Annotated in this window: 15 protein-coding genes and 1 tRNA gene; 8 read left to right on the top strand and 8 right to left on the bottom strand. The window is 66.1% G+C overall.

Features of this window, described 5'->3' with window-relative positions:
- Nucleotides 1–19: 19 nt before the first annotated feature.
- The 6 genes from msrB to QYC26_RS09105 form a co-directional block, all read right to left on the bottom strand.
- Nucleotides 20–424: a peptide-methionine (R)-S-oxide reductase MsrB gene (gene msrB, locus QYC26_RS09080; protein WP_317511914.1), complete on the bottom strand. Its 405-nt coding sequence runs from the start codon at nucleotides 422–424 to the stop codon at nucleotides 20–22.
- Nucleotides 425–455: 31 nt separating this feature from the next.
- The gene (locus QYC26_RS09085; protein WP_317511915.1) at nucleotides 456–1,568 is read right to left on the bottom strand and encodes an NAD(P)/FAD-dependent oxidoreductase; all 1,113 of its coding nucleotides are present in this window, start codon (nucleotides 1,566–1,568) and stop codon (nucleotides 456–458) included.
- Complete coding sequence (locus tag QYC26_RS09090; protein ID WP_317511916.1) at nucleotides 1,547–2,245, bottom strand: methyltransferase domain-containing protein; 699 nt, start codon at nucleotides 2,243–2,245, stop codon at nucleotides 1,547–1,549. The genes QYC26_RS09085 and QYC26_RS09090 overlap by 22 nt, the downstream gene beginning before the upstream one ends.
- Nucleotides 2,242–3,315 carry a type III polyketide synthase gene (locus QYC26_RS09095; RefSeq protein WP_317511917.1) on the bottom strand — a complete coding sequence of 358 codons (1,074 nt, stop codon included), beginning with the start codon at nucleotides 3,313–3,315 and terminating at the stop codon, nucleotides 2,242–2,244. Before QYC26_RS09095 ends, QYC26_RS09090 begins: the two co-directional genes overlap by 4 nt.
- A gap of 210 nt (nucleotides 3,316–3,525) precedes the next feature.
- Nucleotides 3,526–3,612, bottom strand: a tRNA-Leu gene (locus QYC26_RS09100).
- A gap of 153 nt (nucleotides 3,613–3,765) precedes the next feature.
- Nucleotides 3,766–4,494: a zinc-ribbon domain-containing protein gene (locus QYC26_RS09105; protein WP_317511918.1), complete on the bottom strand. Its 729-nt coding sequence runs from the start codon at nucleotides 4,492–4,494 to the stop codon at nucleotides 3,766–3,768.
- A gap of 165 nt (nucleotides 4,495–4,659) precedes the next feature.
- Between QYC26_RS09105 and ftsE the strand changes: the two genes are divergently transcribed.
- From ftsE to QYC26_RS09125, 4 genes are read left to right on the top strand one after another with little or no spacing between them, the layout of a single operon-like run.
- Complete coding sequence (gene ftsE, locus QYC26_RS09110; protein WP_317511919.1) at nucleotides 4,660–5,376, top strand: cell division ATP-binding protein FtsE; 717 nt, start codon at nucleotides 4,660–4,662, stop codon at nucleotides 5,374–5,376.
- Nucleotides 5,373–6,269, top strand: coding sequence for a cell division protein FtsX (locus QYC26_RS09115; RefSeq protein ID WP_317511920.1), 897 nt, complete (start codon nucleotides 5,373–5,375; stop codon nucleotides 6,267–6,269). Before ftsE ends, QYC26_RS09115 begins: the two co-directional genes overlap by 4 nt.
- Complete coding sequence (locus QYC26_RS09120) at nucleotides 6,266–6,796, top strand: YdcF family protein (protein ID WP_317511921.1); 531 nt, start codon at nucleotides 6,266–6,268, stop codon at nucleotides 6,794–6,796. Before QYC26_RS09115 ends, QYC26_RS09120 begins: the two co-directional genes overlap by 4 nt.
- Entirely contained in the window at nucleotides 6,796–7,488 is a 693-nt protein-coding gene (locus QYC26_RS09125) for a lysophospholipid acyltransferase family protein (RefSeq protein ID WP_317511922.1), read from the top strand. Before QYC26_RS09120 ends, QYC26_RS09125 begins: the two co-directional genes overlap by 1 nt.
- A 22-nt stretch (nucleotides 7,489–7,510) precedes the next feature.
- On the opposite strand, the gene QYC26_RS09130 is transcribed toward QYC26_RS09125, so the two are convergent.
- Complete coding sequence (locus QYC26_RS09130; protein WP_317511923.1) at nucleotides 7,511–8,419, bottom strand: prephenate/arogenate dehydrogenase family protein; 909 nt, start codon at nucleotides 8,417–8,419, stop codon at nucleotides 7,511–7,513.
- Nucleotides 8,419–9,519: a histidinol-phosphate transaminase gene (gene hisC, locus QYC26_RS09135; RefSeq protein ID WP_317511924.1), complete on the bottom strand. Its 1,101-nt coding sequence runs from the start codon at nucleotides 9,517–9,519 to the stop codon at nucleotides 8,419–8,421. Before hisC ends, QYC26_RS09130 begins: the two co-directional genes overlap by 1 nt.
- Before the next feature lie 120 nt (nucleotides 9,520–9,639).
- On the opposite strand from hisC, the gene recF reads away from it, so the two are divergent.
- The 4 genes from recF to QYC26_RS09155 all read left to right on the top strand — a co-directional run bounded on the left by recF (nucleotide 9,640) and on the right by QYC26_RS09155 (nucleotide 16,771).
- Nucleotides 9,640–10,707, top strand: a complete 1,068-nt coding sequence (recF, locus tag QYC26_RS09140; RefSeq protein ID WP_317511925.1) for a DNA replication/repair protein RecF — start codon at nucleotides 9,640–9,642, stop codon at nucleotides 10,705–10,707.
- An 82-nt stretch (nucleotides 10,708–10,789) separates the two neighbouring features.
- Entirely contained in the window at nucleotides 10,790–13,270 is a 2,481-nt protein-coding gene (gene gyrB / locus QYC26_RS09145; protein WP_317511926.1) for a DNA topoisomerase (ATP-hydrolyzing) subunit B, read from the top strand.
- Nucleotides 13,271–13,883: 613 nt separating this feature from the next.
- Nucleotides 13,884–14,597 (top strand): TorF family putative porin, encoded by a 714-nt coding sequence (locus QYC26_RS09150; protein WP_317511927.1) that lies wholly within the window; start codon nucleotides 13,884–13,886, stop codon nucleotides 14,595–14,597.
- A gap of 23 nt (nucleotides 14,598–14,620) precedes the next feature.
- Nucleotides 14,621–16,771 (top strand): methyl-accepting chemotaxis protein, encoded by a 2,151-nt coding sequence (locus QYC26_RS09155; protein WP_317511928.1) that lies wholly within the window; start codon nucleotides 14,621–14,623, stop codon nucleotides 16,769–16,771.
- Nucleotides 16,772–16,805: the final 34 nt, after the last annotated feature.

Raw genomic sequence — 16,805 nt, forward strand, 5'->3', positions numbered from 1 at the left:
ATCTGGCGTGAACGGCGCGTTAATCGTCGTGGCGCTGCCCCTGAAAGTCGAGCGCGACGCTGTTCATGCAATAACGCAGGCCCGTCGGATTGGGGCCGTCGGGGAAAACATGGCCCAGATGTCCGTCGCATTTGGTGCAGCGCACCTCGACGCGGCGCATGCCATGGCTGGCATCGGCATGTTCGGTCACGGCATCCGCGCTGGCGGGGGCAAAGAAGCTGGGCCAGCCCGAACCGGATTCATATTTCTCGTCCGATCGGAAAAGCTCGGCGCCGCATCCCGCGCAGCGATAAAGACCCGGCGCCTTGTTGTCGGTCAGCAGGCCGCTGAACGCCCGCTCTGTCCCCGCCTCGCGCAGGACGTGATATTGCACGGGGGAAAGGCGCTTGCGCCATTCTTCTTCGGAAAGATCGAGCCGGTTCATCGCCCAAATCTGATGCGGATGCGCGCGCCGGTCAATAGCGCGGGCGCGCGCTTTCGCCGATCCGGGTCAACCGGGCGATCAGCGCGGCGGCGCCGGGGACATGCGCGATCAGCGGTGGCAGCAGCGGGCGGAGCGAAGCGCTGCCGGCCGCCGTTGCCACCAGCCCCGCCACCGCCAGCGGCCCCCTGCTTGCCCGTGCCATGTCGGCCTGAAAAGCGCGCGCGGCCGGGGCGCCTCCCGCGCTATGACGTCGTGCCGCCATCAACCCGCTCAGCAGCGCGATGCCGATCCCCTCCCCCGCGAGCGAGGGGATGACCGCCGCCTGATCGCCCAGCCGAAACACTCCCGGCACCGTTATCGCCGCACGCCAGCCATAGGGGATGGCGACGATGGCATCGATCGGCGCATCGGGTGCGGCATGGGCGATGCGATCGCCCAGCGCGGGCGAATCACCGGCCAGCACCTTCAGCAGCGCCCAGGGATGCCTCCCCGCCGCCTTCAGCCGCGATTTGCGCACCGCCATGCAAAGATTGCCGCTGCCATCCTCCTGCAGCACCAGCCCGGCATAGCCCCCGGCAAACAGGTGCAGTTCGATTGCCGACCGCAGCATCTGCGTCAGCGCCGGGTGCGGCGCGAGCCGCAGGCGCAGCCCCAGCATCGGGTCGGGCTCGGCGGGCGCGCCGCGCGGCAGCCCGCGACAGTCATGCTTGCCGGTCGCGAGAAACAGGCTTTCGCAGGTGATGGTCGCGCCGTCAGCGGCCTCAACCCGCCCCGGTTCGGCGTGGGTTACCGCCACGCCGCGCTCAATTGCTGCGCCGCCATGTTCGGCTATGCTGCGCAGCAATCGATCAAGCCGGCGCCGCGATAGCCCGGTGGCGGGCGCGGGCAGCCGCACTTCTCCGCTGTGCGTGCCGGCGAACAGCCGCAGCGTGTCGATCGCATGGCCGCCCAACTCGACGCGCGCCAGCCCAATCGCCTCCAGCGTTGCGCAGGTGCGCCAGCTCAGGAAACCGCCGCACAGCGCATCGCCGTCGTCGCGTTGGCGTTCGAGCATCAGTGCCGGGAGCCCCGCGCGCGCGAAGCCGATCGCCGCCGCCGCGCCCGCCGGGCCGCCGCCCAGAATCAGGCGATCCGTTCGACGCACAACCGGAAGGGAAAGGCGCGGAAGATTCGCGTATCGCCGGGGGCAATCCCCGCTTCCGCCAGAATCGGCGGCCATTCGTGCGGGCGGTAAGCGCGCCGGATCGACAGACTGCCGTCATGACGGACGATCTCGTGCCAGTGCATCGCGCGCGCCAGAATCGGAAAGCCCAATGCGGACAGCCGGTGGCGGTGGAGGTCGTTGATCAGCCAGCCGACCCGCGCCTCGGCCATCATGAAGCGCAGAAAGGCGATGAGCTCGCCGTGGCGCATATGATGCGCGACCAGGCTTGAGAGGATGATGTCGAACCCTTCTCCCCTCAGCTCGGCATAATCGCCGGTGCGCCAGTCGATCGCGCAATCTGGCGGGCTGTGCGCGCGTGCGGTGGGGGCGCTCGATGGGTTGAGATCGATCCCGACCAGCCGGGTGGCAATCCCACGCCTTTTGGCCCAGCGATCGATGGTGCGCAGCATATCGCCGTCGCCAAAGCCGACATCGAGGATCGTCGCCCGTGTCCGCCCGGCGAGCGCGCGGTTCAGAAAGCTCAGAGTCGGGCGCTGGGCGAGCGTGGCGCGGTTCACCTTGGTGAGGTCGCCCAGAACCTGCGCATAGACCGCCGGATCGAGGTCGGGCGCGTCCATCCGCTCTTCTTCGAGCGCGCGGAGGGCGAGGCTCTTCATCGCGGTGGTCCGAAGCGAAAGCCTTCCGCCGCCAGCCCGGGGCCGAAGGCGAGCGCGATGCCCGGGCCGTGTATCCCGTCGGCGAGCATGCGTGCGAGCACGAACATCAGCGTCGAGGACGACATGTTGCCGCAGGCGCGCAGCACCGCGCGCGAATCATCGAGCGCGCCAGCCGACAGGTCGAGCCCGTGCTCGACCGCATCGAGCACCGAACGCCCGCCCGCATGCACCGCCCAGTGCGTGATCGCCGCGAGTGCGCGGCCGCCGGTCATCAGCGCGCGGACCTGGGGCTGGGCAAGCGCCGTGCCGATCTGGCCGGGCACCGCGCCCGACAGGTGCATGAGAAAACCATGATCGCCGATCGTCCAGCGGATGAGATCGCCGGAATCGGGAATCGTCGTGGCAAAGCAGCCCTCCATCGCCAGCCCCTCGGGCCGTGCGGATACGAGCGCGGCGGCCGCGCCGTCTCCGAACTGGAGCATGGCGAGCAGCGCTTCCAGCCGGTTTTCAGGCGTCAGGTGGAGCGACGACAGCTCGACCGTGATCACCAGCACCTGCGCCTCTGGGTCGGAGCGCACGATATGGCGCGCGCTACGCAGCGCGGCGACGGCGGCATAACAGCCCATGAAGCCGACGAGCAGCCTTTCGACATGCGGAGAGAGCCCGATCTGCTGCGCCACTATCTGGTCGATCCCCGGCGCGCTGAACCCGGTGCAGCTGGCGAGGACGAGATGGGTGATGCGGCCCGGATCGAAGGCAAGACCGGCGATCGCCCTGCCCGCCAGAATCGGCGCCGCTTCGGTATAAAGCGCCATGCGCCTTGAGGTCGGCGGCTGGTCGGGGCCGCCATAAAGCCCCTCGGGGCCGGTGGGTGGTTCGTCGAGGATCGACCAGCGATGCGCGATTCCCGAACGCGCCGTCATCCGCCGAAAAATCGCACGTTCGCTGGCGGGCAGCCGTGCCTCGGCCCAGTCGATGAACAATTGGTGGATGTCGCGATCGGGAATCGCGGTGGCAATGGCGTTGATATGCGGGGTGGGCGCGTCGAAACTGCGGGCATTGGTCGGCATGCCGTTTCTCTCCTCCCCGTGCATTCTGCATACGGAAAGCCCGGCGTGGACGGTGGGGCGCCCCCTCGGCCCGATCGCGCGCACGCATGTCCGCTATCAACCCGGAAAGGGCGCGCACTGTTCCATAGTCGTGCCAGCCGACTTTTGCGCGCGTGCGCCAGGCCACGGTTTTCCCCGTGAGGGGGAGGGATATTTATTTCAGAGAGAAGATGGTGCGGTCGAGAAGACTCGAACTTCCACGGGCTTTCGCCCACAACGACCTCAACGTTGCGCGTCTACCAGTTCCGCCACGACCGCACTGATCTTTCCGCCGGAAGAAACCGGCGTCTGGTAAGGCGCGTGCCTCTAGCAGGGGGTTTCGGGGTTGGGAAGCCCCTTCACGCGGGAAAATCGCATTTTTCTGCGATTTTTTGTTAAAATCCCCGAAACATGGGGGTTTTGGGCCTGCGATTATTTCAGGCCCGCACCGGAAAAGCTGAGATTGAGTTCCTTGGCGCTCTTGGGCACGTCCATCTCGGCGCTGTCGAACGCGGTTGATTCCTTGGGCGCGAGCTTGCGCACCGACGGAACGATCCGCCAGCCATAGACGACACGCCCCGATGTATCGCGCAATTCGGCGATGATGTCGGGCACGATCTGGGCTTCGTCGGTCGGATTGATGATTCGGCCCGACACCGCGAACAGTTCGTTCCCGCTCGGCTGCAGGCGGCGTTCGGGCTTGCGCGGCACCTCCAGCAGCAGCGGAATTTCCACCTGCGCCGATTTCACGCCCAGCCATGCCGCCGTGCCCGGCGTGCCGAAATATTGCACTGCGCCGAAACCGGCGACCATCAGCAGCCCCGCCCCCGCCGCGGCAAAGGTCCAGCGCCGCGCCGGATTCTTCTTCGGCTTGAAAGGCGGCTGATGCGCATAGGGATCGAAACCCGTTTCTGCGGTGGGCTCGGCCACCGGTTCGGCGGCCAGCGTCGCCGCGCGCGCGGGTTCGGCGGCGGCGGCCGGAATCGGATCGGCGGCGGGCTGTGCCGTTGCTATGGGCGTTTCGGCGGCCGCCTCGGCATCCGGGGCGGGTTCGAACCAGCTATGCTTGCACGAGGCGCAACGGACCGTGCGGCCATCCGCGCCGATCGCCGTATCGGGGACCGTATAGCGTGTCCCGCACTCTGGGCAGGTCAGGATCATCTGATTTGGAAAACCCCATGTTTCGGATCGAACTGTAAACACGCAGCCGATTCAAGTTGCAAGCCTCTCGGCGGTAAGGGCTGTATTTGACGGCACAAGTCGCTTTACGCGGCGCGCGGCTCTGTGCGATGGCAACGCCGGGCAAAGGAGTGTCAGCGGTCAGCGATGACGAGCATTGTGCAGTTCGAAAATGTCGGCCTGCGCTATGGCACAGGCGCCGAAACGCTCTCGGATCTGAGCTTTTCGCTCCCCGAGGGCGCGTTTTGCGTGCTTACGGGGCCGTCGGGCGCGGGCAAGACCTCGCTGCTCCGGCTTCTGTATCTGGCGCAGCGCCCCAGCCGCGGGCTTATCCGCCTGTTCGGTGAGGATGTCGTTACCCTCCCCCGCGAAAAGCTGCCCGCGATGCGGCGGCGCATCGGCGTGGTGTTTCAGGATTTCCGGCTGGTCCCGCATCTTTCTGCCTTCGACAATATTGCGCTGCCGCTCCGCGTCATGGGGCAGAGCGAGCGCGAGATCGAGGCGCCGGTCAACGAGATGCTCGCCTGGGTCGGCCTGTCCGACCGCGCCTCCGCCCGCCCCGCGACGCTTTCGGGCGGCGAACAGCAGCGCGTGGCGATCGCGCGTGCGGTGATCGGGCGGCCCGATCTGCTCGTGGCCGACGAGCCGACGGGCAATGTCGATCCTGAAATGGCCGAGCGGCTGCTCCATCTGTTCGACGGGCTGAACAAGCTCGGCACCACCATCGTTGTCGCGACGCACGATATCCATCTCCTCAACCGCGTGCCGCGCGCGGCCTTGATGCGGCTCGATCGAGGCCGCGTGACCGACCCCACCGATGAGTTGCGCCATGCGCTCCGGTTGGAAGCGGGAACGCCGGCATGAGCTTCGGCCTCATCTCCAGCCGCGCCGATCGGCGCCTGCTGCCCGAAGGGCGGCTGGCGGGGCCGATGCCCTGGGTGATTGCGATCATGATGTTCCTGACCGCACTCGCGGCCGCCACGGGGCTTGGCCTTGGCGCGGCGGCGCGCACGATCGGCAATGATCTGTCGGGCAAACTCACCGTCCAGATCGTCGAGGCCAATCCCGATATCCGCGATGCGCAGGCGCAGGCGGTGGAACGCGTGCTGCGCGGGCAGGCCGATGTCACCGCGCTGCGCCGCGTGGGCGAGGCCGAGATGGCTGCGCTGCTCGAGCCCTGGCTGGGCGAAGCGGGGCTTTTGGGCGAAGACCTGCCCGTCCCCGCGCTCATCGATGTCAGCCTGCGCGACGGCGACGACAAGCGCGTCGAGGCGGTTGAGCAGGCGGTGCGCAAGGTGGCCCCCACCGCGCGGATCGATCGCCATGCCCGCTGGCTTGAACCGATCATCGCGCTCATCGGCTCGCTGCAATGGCTTGCGGCGGCGCTGGTCGGGCTGATGGCGGCGGCCACCGCCTCGATCGTGGTGCTCTCCGCGCGCGCCGCGCTCAACACGCACCGCGAAACGATCGACGTGCTCCACCTGATGGGGGCGACCGATCTCCAGATCACCCATCTGTTCCAGCGCCGCATCGCGCTCGATGCGCTGTTCGGCGGGCTTGTCGGGCTGATCGCGGCCTATGCCGTCATCCTGTTGCTGGGGGACAGGGTGCAGGCGATGGGATCGGACATGCTGGGCGCGGTCAGCTTGTCGGGGATCGACCGCGCGCTTATCCTCGCGCTTCCCTTTGCGGGCGCGCTTCTGGCAACCTTTGCCGCGCGCGTCACGGTCATCAAATCCTTGCGGAAAATGTTGTGATCAAGCGCCTGTTCTCGATTGTCCCTTTGATCTGGGCGCTGGGCTTTGCGGCGTTCGTCGTCTTCCTGCCGCGTCCGGCGGGCGATGTTGTCACCGATGGCGTCACCGCGCTCACCGGCGGGCCGGGGCGGATCGAGCGCGGGCTTGAGGTGATCGAACGCAACGAAGCCAAAAGACTGCTGATCTCGGGCGTCAACCGCAGCGTGAAGCGCAAGGAACTGGCGCATACGCTCGGCATCCCCGTCGAACGCCTCGAATGCTGCGTCGATCTTGGCCGCCAGGCGGTCGATACCCGCTCGAACGCGCAGGAAACCGCAAATTGGCTCAAGCGCCGCGGGTATAAAAGCGTGCGGCTCGTCACAACCGATTGGCATATGCGTCGCGCACGCTATGAACTGAGCCGGGCCGTGCGCGGCAAGGTGGTCATCGTCCCCGATGCCGTTCGCAGCCAGGCCAGTTTCTCGGTATTGTTCCGGGAATATCATAAATATCTGCTCAGCCATGCCGGCGCAGCCGTAGGATTGTGATGATTTTAGTTCGTTCGCTGCTGTTTGCGCTGATCTTCTATCCGGGGACGCTGGTCTATGTGCTCTCGGCGCTCGCCGTGGCGCCGTTCAGCGTAGCGATGCTGCGCAGCATTGCGCGCGGTTGGGCGGCGTTTCACCGCTGGTGCGCGGCGGTGTTCCTCGGTATTCGCGTCCGCATCGTCGGTACCGTTCCCGATCATCCGGTGCTGTTCGCGATCAAGCATGAATCGATGTTCGAGACGCTCGAGACGCTCATTCAGTTTCGCGATCCGGCGGTGCTGGTTAAAAAGGAACTGACGCAGATTCCGCTCTGGGGGAAGGTCGCGCTGCTCCACGGCGTCATCCCCATCGACCGTGAGGGCGGGGCCACCGCGCTGCGCCAGCTGGTGCGCCAGGCGCGCGCCGCGGCATCCGAAGGGCGTTCGCTCGTGATCTTTCCCGAAGGCACGCGCGTACCGCATGGCGAGCGGCCGGAGCTGCGCTCGGGCTTTGCCGCGCTTTACCGTCAGATCGGGCTGCCCGTCGTCCCCGTCGCGCTCGACAGCGGGCTCGTCTCGCCGCGCCGTACCTTCCTGAAGCGGCCGGGCGTCATCACCTTCCACTTTTGCGACGAAATCGCCCCGGGGCTCGATCGCCACACCGTCGAGGCGCGCGTGCACGCGGAAATCAACCGGCTCAATTCGGCCGGCTGAGTTCGGTCAGCGCACGGCATTTTCAGTCGTGATGGCGGCCGAAATCGGCGGCCGCATCGTCCTGCCCCTGTTCGATGATGCTGCGGCGGATCGTGCGCGTGCGCGAGAACAGATCGAACAGCTCGTCGCCCTTGTCCCAGCGGATCGCCCGTTGCAGCGCGCTCAGATCCTCCGAGAAGCGCTGGAGCATGTCGAGCACGGCATCCTTGTTGGACAGGAAGACGTCGCGCCACATCGTCGGGTCCGATGCCGCGATGCGCGTGAAGTCGCGAAAACCGCCCGCCGAATATTTGATCACTTCGGATTGGGTGACGGTTTCGAGGTCGGATGCCGTGCCCACGATCGTATAGGCGATGAGGTGCGGCAAATGGCTGGTGACCGCGAGCACCAGATCGTGGTGCTGCGGGTCCATTCGTTCGACATTGGCGCCCAGCCGCCGCCAGAACTCCTCGACGCGCACCGTGGCCGTTTCGCTGGCCTCTGCGGGCGGGGTGACGATGCACCAGCGCTGGTGAAACAGCGTCGCGAACCCGGCATCGGGGCCGCTATGCTCGGTCCCCGCCACCGGGTGCGCGGGGATAATGCACGCATTCGGAAGCGCTTCGCTGAGCGCGGCGAGCACGCTCGCCTTGCACGATCCGACGTCGCTCACGATCGCATCAGCCGGCAGATCGGCGGCAATCGCCTCGCCCGCCTTGCCCATCGCGCCCACGGGTACGCACAGGATCGCCAGATCGGCGTCGATCACCGCGCTACCGGCGGTGTCGGCAATGTCGTCGCACAGCGAAATCTCGCGCGCCCGCTCACGGACGGCCGGATCGGCGTCGTAACCGGTCACGCGCACCGTCGGCATATATTGGTGCACGGCCCGGGCGACCGACGATCCGATCAAGCCCAGCCCGATCACGGTAACGCGCGAAAATGGCAGCATCAGCCGGCAGCCTCGGCCAGTTCGCGCAGCGCGTCTGCAACGCCGCGGGTTTCTTCCTCGGTGCCGATGGTGATGCGCAGCCCGTGGCCAAGCCCCTGCCCCGGCAGCCAGCGCGTGATATAGCCGCGCTCCATCAGCCCGTTATACGCGGCCTCCGCGGTCAGCGGCCCCTCGAACAGGACGAGCAGGAAGTTCGCCTTGGACGGCACCGCGCGCAGCCCCTTATTGCCCAGCGATTCCACCTGTGCGGTGAACCAGGCCAGCCATTCGTCGTTATGCGCGCGGCTGCCGGCCACGAAATCATCGTCGGCAAAGGCGGCGATCGCGGCGTTCTGCCCGGCGGTCGTCACGTTGAACGGCGCGCGGATGCGGTGGAGCGCGTCGATGATCTCCGCCGAGGCATAGCCCCAGCCGATCCGCTCGGCGGCAAGCCCATAAATCTTGGAAAAGGTGCGCGTGACGAGCACGTTCGGCGCCGATACCGCAAGCGCAAGCCCGCCATCGTCGTCGGCTGCACCCAGATATTCGGCATAGGCCTGGTCGAGCACGAGGAGGACGTCGGCGGGAAGGCCGGCATGAAGCCGCGCGATCTCGGCGGCGGGGGTATAGGTGCCCGTCGGGTTGTTGGGATTGGCGACGAAGACGACGCGGGTGTTGGGCGTGACCGCGGCGAGCAGCGCGTCGACATCGGTCGCATAGTCCGTGTCGGGCGCGATCACCGGGGTGGCGCCCACGCGGCGCGTGGCGATTTCGTACACCGCAAAGCCATAGCGCACGAACAATACTTCATCGCCCACGCCGGCAAAGGCGCCGGCGGCGAGGTGCAGGATCTCGTCCGAACCGGTGCCATAGATGACGCGCGCGGGATCAAGACCGTATTTCGCGGCGATCGCTTCGCGCAGCGCTGCGGCACTGGCATCGGGATAGCGCGACAGATTGGCGCCCCCGGCCGCGAAGGCTGCCTCCGCATGCTGGCTGGTGCCAAGCGGATTTTCGTTCGACGAAAGCTTGGCGACCTTGCGGCCGTCAGCGGTGGTGGAACGACCGGGAACATAGGGTGCGATGCCCTTGATCCAGTCCTTGGGGCGCGGTGCTGTCATGGTCGCCGCCTTAGAGGATCGAGCGGCGCTTGGGCAAGCAATCGCTTATGGGGGTATGATCGTTCACCACGCGCGAAAAATCCATTCGCGCCCAGAACTTCCCCGGCCTAGAAGGCGGCCGTGTCCATCGAGCGCCTGACCCTTACCGATTTTCGTACCTATGCCGATGCGGTGCTCGCCCCCGGCCCCGAATTCGTGATCCTCACCGGCGAAAACGGCGCGGGCAAGACGAACGTGCTCGAGGCGGTGTCGCTGCTCGCCCCCGGCCGCGGTCTGCGGCGCGCGGCGCTCAGCGAAATGGCGCGCGATACCGGTCCCGGCGGCTTTGCGGTGGCGGCGCGGCTGGGGGACGGCGATCTCGGCACGGGCACCACCCCGCAGGCGCCCGAACGGCGGCTGGTGCGGATCAACGGGGCGGCGGCGGCGGCCACGCAATTGTCCGAATGGCTGTCGATCCTCTGGCTCACCCCCGCGATGGACCGGCTTTTCCTCGAAGGTGCCGGGGGACGGCGGCGCTTTGTCGACCGGCTGGTGCTGGCGCTCAATCCCGGCCATGCGGTGCATACCGCGCGCTATGAGGCGGCGATGCGCGCCCGCAACAAGCTGCTTGGCGCCGAGGGGCGCCCCGATGCCGCCTGGCTCACCGCGCTCGAGGCGCAGATGGCCGAACACGGCGCGGCGATCGCCGAGGCGCGGCGGGATACGGTACAGGCGCTGTGCGAACGCCTGGCCGAGGCCCCGCCCAGCATCTTCGCACGGCCAACCTTGGCGCTCGACGGTGGCAATATCGACGGGGCGGCGGCGTTCGCCGCCGATCTTGCGGCTTCGCGCGCGCGCGATACCGGCGCCGGGCGGGCGCTGGTCGGCCCGCACCGCAGCGATCTTGTCGTCACCCATGTCGCCAAGAACCAGCCCGCCGATCGTTGCTCGACCGGCGAGCAGAAGGCGCTTCTGCTCTCAATCGTGCTCGCGCATTCCGAACTCGTCGCCGATCGGCTGGGGCGGCGCCCGGTGCTGCTGCTCGACGAGGTGGCCGCGCATCTCGATCCCACCCGCCGCCAGGCGCTGTTCGACCGTTTGGGCGCGGCCGGTGGGCAGGTCTGGATGACGGGAACCGAGGATGCGCTGTTCGACGGCGTGCCTCCCTCCAGCACGCGCTTCAGGATTGCCGACGGGCATATTATATGATGCCCCTCTCCACTCGCCCCGCCGCCCGGTTCGGGCGCCGGTTTCGCTTGGGTTTTGCCAAGTGCTTCGCTATGGATTTCTGATGAGTAACGATCCCGCACAAAATCCGAATGCCAATGAATATGGTGCAGAGTCGATCAAGGTCCTGAAGGGCCTCGATGCGGTTCGCAAGCGGCCGGGCATGTATATCGGCGATACCGATGACGGCTCGGGCCTGCACCACATGGTGTTCGAAGTGTCGGACAACGCGATCGACGAGGCGCTGGCCGGGCATTGCGACCGGATCATCATCCAGCTCAACGCCGATGGCTCGGTCTCGGTCGAGGATAATGGCCGCGGGATTCCGACGGGCATCCACCCCGAAGAAGGCGTGTCCGCCGCCGAGGTGATCATGACCCAGCTCCACGCGGGCGGGAAGTTCGAGAACACCTCGGACGACAACGCCTATAAGGTGTCGGGCGGCCTGCACGGCGTGGGCGTCTCGGTCGTCAACGCGCTCTCCGAATGGCTCGATCTCAACATCTGGCGCGACGGCGAAGAGCATTATATGCGTTTCCGCCACGGCGATGCCGAGGCGCCGCTCAAGGTTATCGGCCCGGCCAATGGCAAGAAGGGGACGCGCGTCACCTTCCTCCCCAGCCCCGCCACCTTCAAGATCACCGAATTCGACTTTTCGAAGCTCGAGCATCGCTACCGCGAACTCGCCTTCCTCAACTCGGGCGTGCGGCTGTTCCTGGTCGATGCCCGGCACGAGGAAAAGGTAGAGCATGAACTGTTCTACGAAGGCGGCATCGGCGCGTTCGTGCAGTGGCTCGACCGCGCGAAGACCCCGCTTTTCGCCGATCCCATCGCGATTTCGAGCGAGCGTGACGGTATCGGCATCGAGGTCGCGCTCGAGTGGAACGACAGCTATTACGAAAACGTCCTCTGCTTCACCAACAACATCCCGCAGCGCGACGGCGGCACCCATCTCGCCGCCTTCCGCGCCGCGCTGACGCGCACGCTCAACGGCTATGCCGAGAAATCGGGGCTGCTGAAGAAGGAAAAGGTCGCGCTCACCGGCGACGACATGCGCGAAGGGCTGACCGCGATTGTCTCGGTCAAGCTGCCCGATCCCAAGTTCAGCTCGCAGACCAAGGACAAGCTCGTCTCGTCCGAGGTGCGCCAGCCGCTCGAAAGCCTGATGTCGGACAAGATGACCGAATGGCTCGAGGAAAATCCCGCGCACGCCAAGGCGATCATCCAGAAGGTGATCGACGCCGCCGCTGCGCGCGAAGCCGCCCGCAAGGCGCGCGAGCTTACCCGGCGCAAGGGGGTGATGGATATCGCCTCGCTCCCCGGCAAGCTTGCCGACTGCCAGGAACGCGATCCGGCCAAGTCCGAACTCTTCCTCGTCGAGGGTGACTCCGCAGGCGGTTCGGCCAAGCAGGGGCGCGATCGCCATTATCAGGCGATCCTCCCGCTCAAGGGCAAGATCCTTAACGTCGAGCGCGCGCGCTTCGATCGCATGCTCTCGTCGAAGGAAATCGGCACGCTCATCCAGGCGCTGGGCACCAGCATCGGCCGCGAGGATTTCAACCTCGAAAAGCTGCGCTACCACAAGATCGTCATCATGACCGACGCAGACGTCGACGGCGCGCATATCCGTACGCTGCTGCTTACCTTCTTCTATCGCCAGATGCCGCAGATCATCGAGGCGGGGCATCTCTACATCGCCCAGCCGCCGCTCTACAAAGTCTCGCGCGGCCGTTCCGAAGTCTATGTGAAGGATGACGGCGCGCTCGACGATTATCTCGTCGATGCCGGCCTGTCGGCGATGGTGCTCGAAACCAAGGGCGGGGCGCGCTCGGGCGCCGATCTGCGCGAACTGGTCGAACACGCGCGCCGCATGCGCACGCTGATGCGCTATATCCCGCGCCGCTTTAACCCCGCGATCGTCGAGGCGCTGGCACTGGCGGGCGCGCTCGCCCCCGACCTGCCGCTCGAACGCCGCGAAGAGGCGATTGCGCGCGTGGCTGACTGGCTTGGCGCAGCCGATCCCGAAGCGCGCTGGACGGGCCGGGTGACCGAAGATCGCGGCTATCAGCTCGAACGGCTGTGGCGCGGCGTGACCGATCACCACGCGATCGAAGCCAGCTTCCTTGGCAGCGCCGAGGCGCGCAAGCTCCACGGCTTGGCCAGCGAACAGGCCGAAGCCTATGCCTCGGCCTCGCGCCTCATCGCCTCGGCCAAGGCCGGTCAGCAGGGCGAGGACGGCGAAATCGCCGCGCTGAGCGAGGGCAAGGGCACGTCCGTGTCGCGCCCGTCCGAACTGCTCGAGGCGATCCTCGCCTCCGGGCGCAAGGGCCTGTCGATCCAGCGCTACAAGGGTCTTGGCGAAATGAACGCCGAGCAGCTCTGGGAAACCACGCTCGATCCGCAGAACCGCTCGCTCCTCAAGGTCGAGATCGCCCAGGCCGACGTCGCCGACGAGATCTTCACCCGCCTGATGGGCGACGTCGTCGAACCGCGCCGCGAATTCATCCAGGAAAACGCGCTGAGCGTGGCAAATCTCGACGTCTGAAGCATGAAGCGGATGGTAGGCCGTTTCATAAAAGAGAGAAATGTTTCAGAGAAAGTGAGAAACGAAGCTCGCTGGTTACAGGGGCGCTTGCGAAAATGAGTAAATTACAAGTTATATTCATTTTTTCATTGATGATGATTTCGCAAATTTTATTTGAAATTTATGGGGATCTTGTACCCTCATTCGTGAGGGTGATTGCACCTGCCTCAATTGTGCTCTTGGTCCATTTCATGGGAAAAGGAATGGCGATTAAATAAAAAGTCGTGGGGGAGCGTCTGGGTCGGTGCGCGCAAACACGTCCACTTCGGGGCACTGACCGAGACGGGTAGCGTCGTTTCTTGTGATGGCTGCGGGCAATCACTCTGCAGCTATTTAGTTTTCGCGAATCTATTATCAGCCCTTCCCGACATGTGCCATTTTGCCGACGCCGCGCGGAAAGCCGTGCCGCACGGATGGTGAAGATCCGTACACCAACATTCTCAGAAACATTTTGTTACATGAATTGAAAGCATTAGCGGCTTTGCGCGCGTGCGCTCCGCCCGCGTGCGCCGGTGGTGATTCCTAACCTCCTATAATGACAGTGCTTTTCTAACGTCCCGAAAAGAGGACTTTCATGCGCTTTGTCACTTCGTCGGGGCTTGCCCTGATCGCATTCCTATTGCCTGTCGCCGCTGCGGCTGAGACTGCCGCCGACACCCCCGAATTCACCGTTTCCGGCGCCGCTACCATCGTCAGCGATTATCGCTTTCGCGGCGTTTCGCTGACCGGGAAGGATCCCGCCGTCCAGGCTACGATCAACCTCGCCCATGAAAGCGGCGTCTATATCGGCGCCTGGGGATCGTCGATCGACATGGGCGACCGCTACGGCGCCACCGAAATCGATTTCTATGCGGGCTGGGCGGGGAGCATCGCCCCGCGCACCGATCTCGACATGGCGGTCGCCTATTACAGCTATCCCGGCGGCAGCGGCCCCGGAAAGATCGAATTTTTCGAGACCAGTGCCAAATTGTCGCACGATCTGGGCCCGCTCCGCACGACGCTGGGCATGAACTATAGCTGGGATCAGGCCGCGCTTGGCGACGACAATCTCTATCTTTACGGCGAAGCTGCCGCCTCCATTCCGGGGACGCCGCTCACATTGAAGGCGCGTGGCGGCCGCACCCGGGGCGCGCTCAGCCCCCGCGCCGGCAGCTATCATGACTGGTCGCTTGGCGCCGATGCGGGCTTCGGGCCGATCACGGTCGGCCTTGCCTATGTCGATACCGATCTCGGCCGCGGTGCCCGCGCCGATGGTGCTGCGCTGCTGTCCATCAGCGCCGCCTTCTGACCCTTTCTGCTGGAGCGATTACAATGAAAGAGCTTTTCAGTCGCATGCATATCGCAGGCAAGCTGATGACGGTCGCCGGGCTGGCGATCGCAACGCTGCTCCTGCTTGGGTTCACCGCCGTGGTTCTGCAGACCCGGTCGGCGGTCGGTGCCCTTTCCGATGAATCCGCGATCGCGCAGGCCGATGCCGAGGGCAATCAAGTCAAGGCCGATATCGCCGCTTTCGAAGCGACCGCACGCGCCATGGCCTCGGCGCTTGGCAAGCTGCACGCCGATGGTGCGCGCGACCGCAGCGTCGCGCTCACCGTGCTCAAGACCGATCTTCTTGAATCGAAGATGGCGCTGGGCAGCTGGACGATGATCACCCCCGATCAATGGGATGGTCCCGATGCCGCAAAGATCGGTTCGGCCGGTTCGAACCGGCACGGCAATTTCACCCCCTATTGGGTGAAGAGCAGCACCGGCGCGCTCAATCAGGTGCCGATTGACGAGGAAGGGGCCTATGAAAAGCCCTATTTCCGCACCGCGTTCGAAAGCGGCGAAGGCGCGATCGTCGATCCGTACAGCTTCGACGTCGACGGCAAGAGCGTGATGATGACGTCGATCGCGCATCCTGTGCGCTCGGGCGATAGCGTGATCGGTGCCGCCGGGGTCGATATGGAACTGAGCAGCGTGTCCGAACGCCTCGGCGCGCTCAAGCCCTTCGGCACCGGCCGGGTCATGCTGCTGTCGGGCACCGGCGCCTGGGTGGCGAACCCCGATCCGGCGGCGCTCGGCAAACCCTATGCCGATCCGGGGCTTGAAGAGGTCAAGGCCGCGCTCGCCAGCGGCGAAACGCGCGTGCTCCCCAATCTCGATATCGACGGGGTGGCCATGCGCCGCGTGATCCGGCCGATCGCGCTCGATGGGCTCAACGCCACCTGGGGCCTGGTGCTCGACGTTCCCGAAGCGACGATTGCCGCGCCGGCGCGTGAAATGGCGTGGCAGCTTGTCATCGGCGGCTTGCTGATCGTCGGCGCGGTGCTTGCCAGCCTCTTTTATGCCGCGCGCAACATCATCGGGCGCCCGATGGCGGGGCTCAGCGACGCGGTCGACCGGCTGGCCAAGGGTGAGGATTGCACGATCCCGCAGCTCGAGCGTCAGGACGAAATCGGCACGATGGCGCGCGCGGCGGATGTCTTCCGTCTGGCGGCGGCCGAACGCGCCGAGGCGGATCACCGCGCGGCCGAGGAACAGCGTGTCGTCACCAGCGCGGTCGGCGCGGGGCTCGATGCACTCACCCATGGCAATCTCACCGCCGAGATCACCGCACCCTTCCCCTCGGGCTATGCCGCGCTCAAGGAGAATTTCAACGCGGCGCTCGGCGAGTTGCGCCGGATGATCGGCGCGGTCGCGCACAGCGCGGGCGGCATCCGCTCGGGCTCGCAGGAAATCGCGCAGGCCTCCGAAGACCTGGCCCGCCGCACCGAAGCCAATGCGGCGAGCCTTGAGGAAACCTCGGCCGCGCTCGTCCAGATCGATCAGCGCCTCAAGGCCTCGGCGCAGGCCGCGTCGCAGACCGTGCGCCGCGCGGACGAAGCGCTCGAAACCGTCACCAGCGGCCGTGCGGTTGCCGGTGAGGCGGTGCAGGCGATGGACCGGGTGAGCGAAAGCGCCAAGGGCATCGATCAGGTGATCGAAGGCGTCGACAAGATCGCCTTCCAGACCCGCGTCCTTGCGATGAACGCGGCGGTCGAAGCCGGCCGTGCGGGCGATGCGGGCCGTGGCTTCGCAGTCGTCGCTGATCTCGTCTCGGCGCTCGCGATGCGTGCTGAGGAAGAGGCCAAGCGCGCGCGCGATCAGCTCACCGTGACGCAGACCGACATCGTCACCGCGGTCGATGCCGTCCAGCGCGTCGACGGGGCGTTCGAAACCATTTCGGGCGGGGTGTCCGAAGTGCACATGCTGCTCGGCCAGATGGCCGAGGACAATCAGGTCCAGTCGTCGGCGATCACCCAGATCAGCGTGGCGGTGACGACGATGGACCAGTCGACCCAGCAGAACGCCGCGATGGTCGAGGAAACCTCCGCCGCCGCGCGCAACCTCACCACCGAGGCGGTCGCGCTCAACGATCAGGCCGCGCGCTTCGATACGGGTGCCGCGCAGACCGCGCCCCGGCTGTCCTCGGCGGCCTGATCCGCCGGGCAAACAGCCCAAGATCGTGCAGGCG

The sequence above is a fragment of the Sphingomonas sp. C3-2 genome (assembly GCF_033025475.1).
Lineage (GTDB): Bacteria > Pseudomonadota > Alphaproteobacteria > Sphingomonadales > Sphingomonadaceae > Sphingobium_A.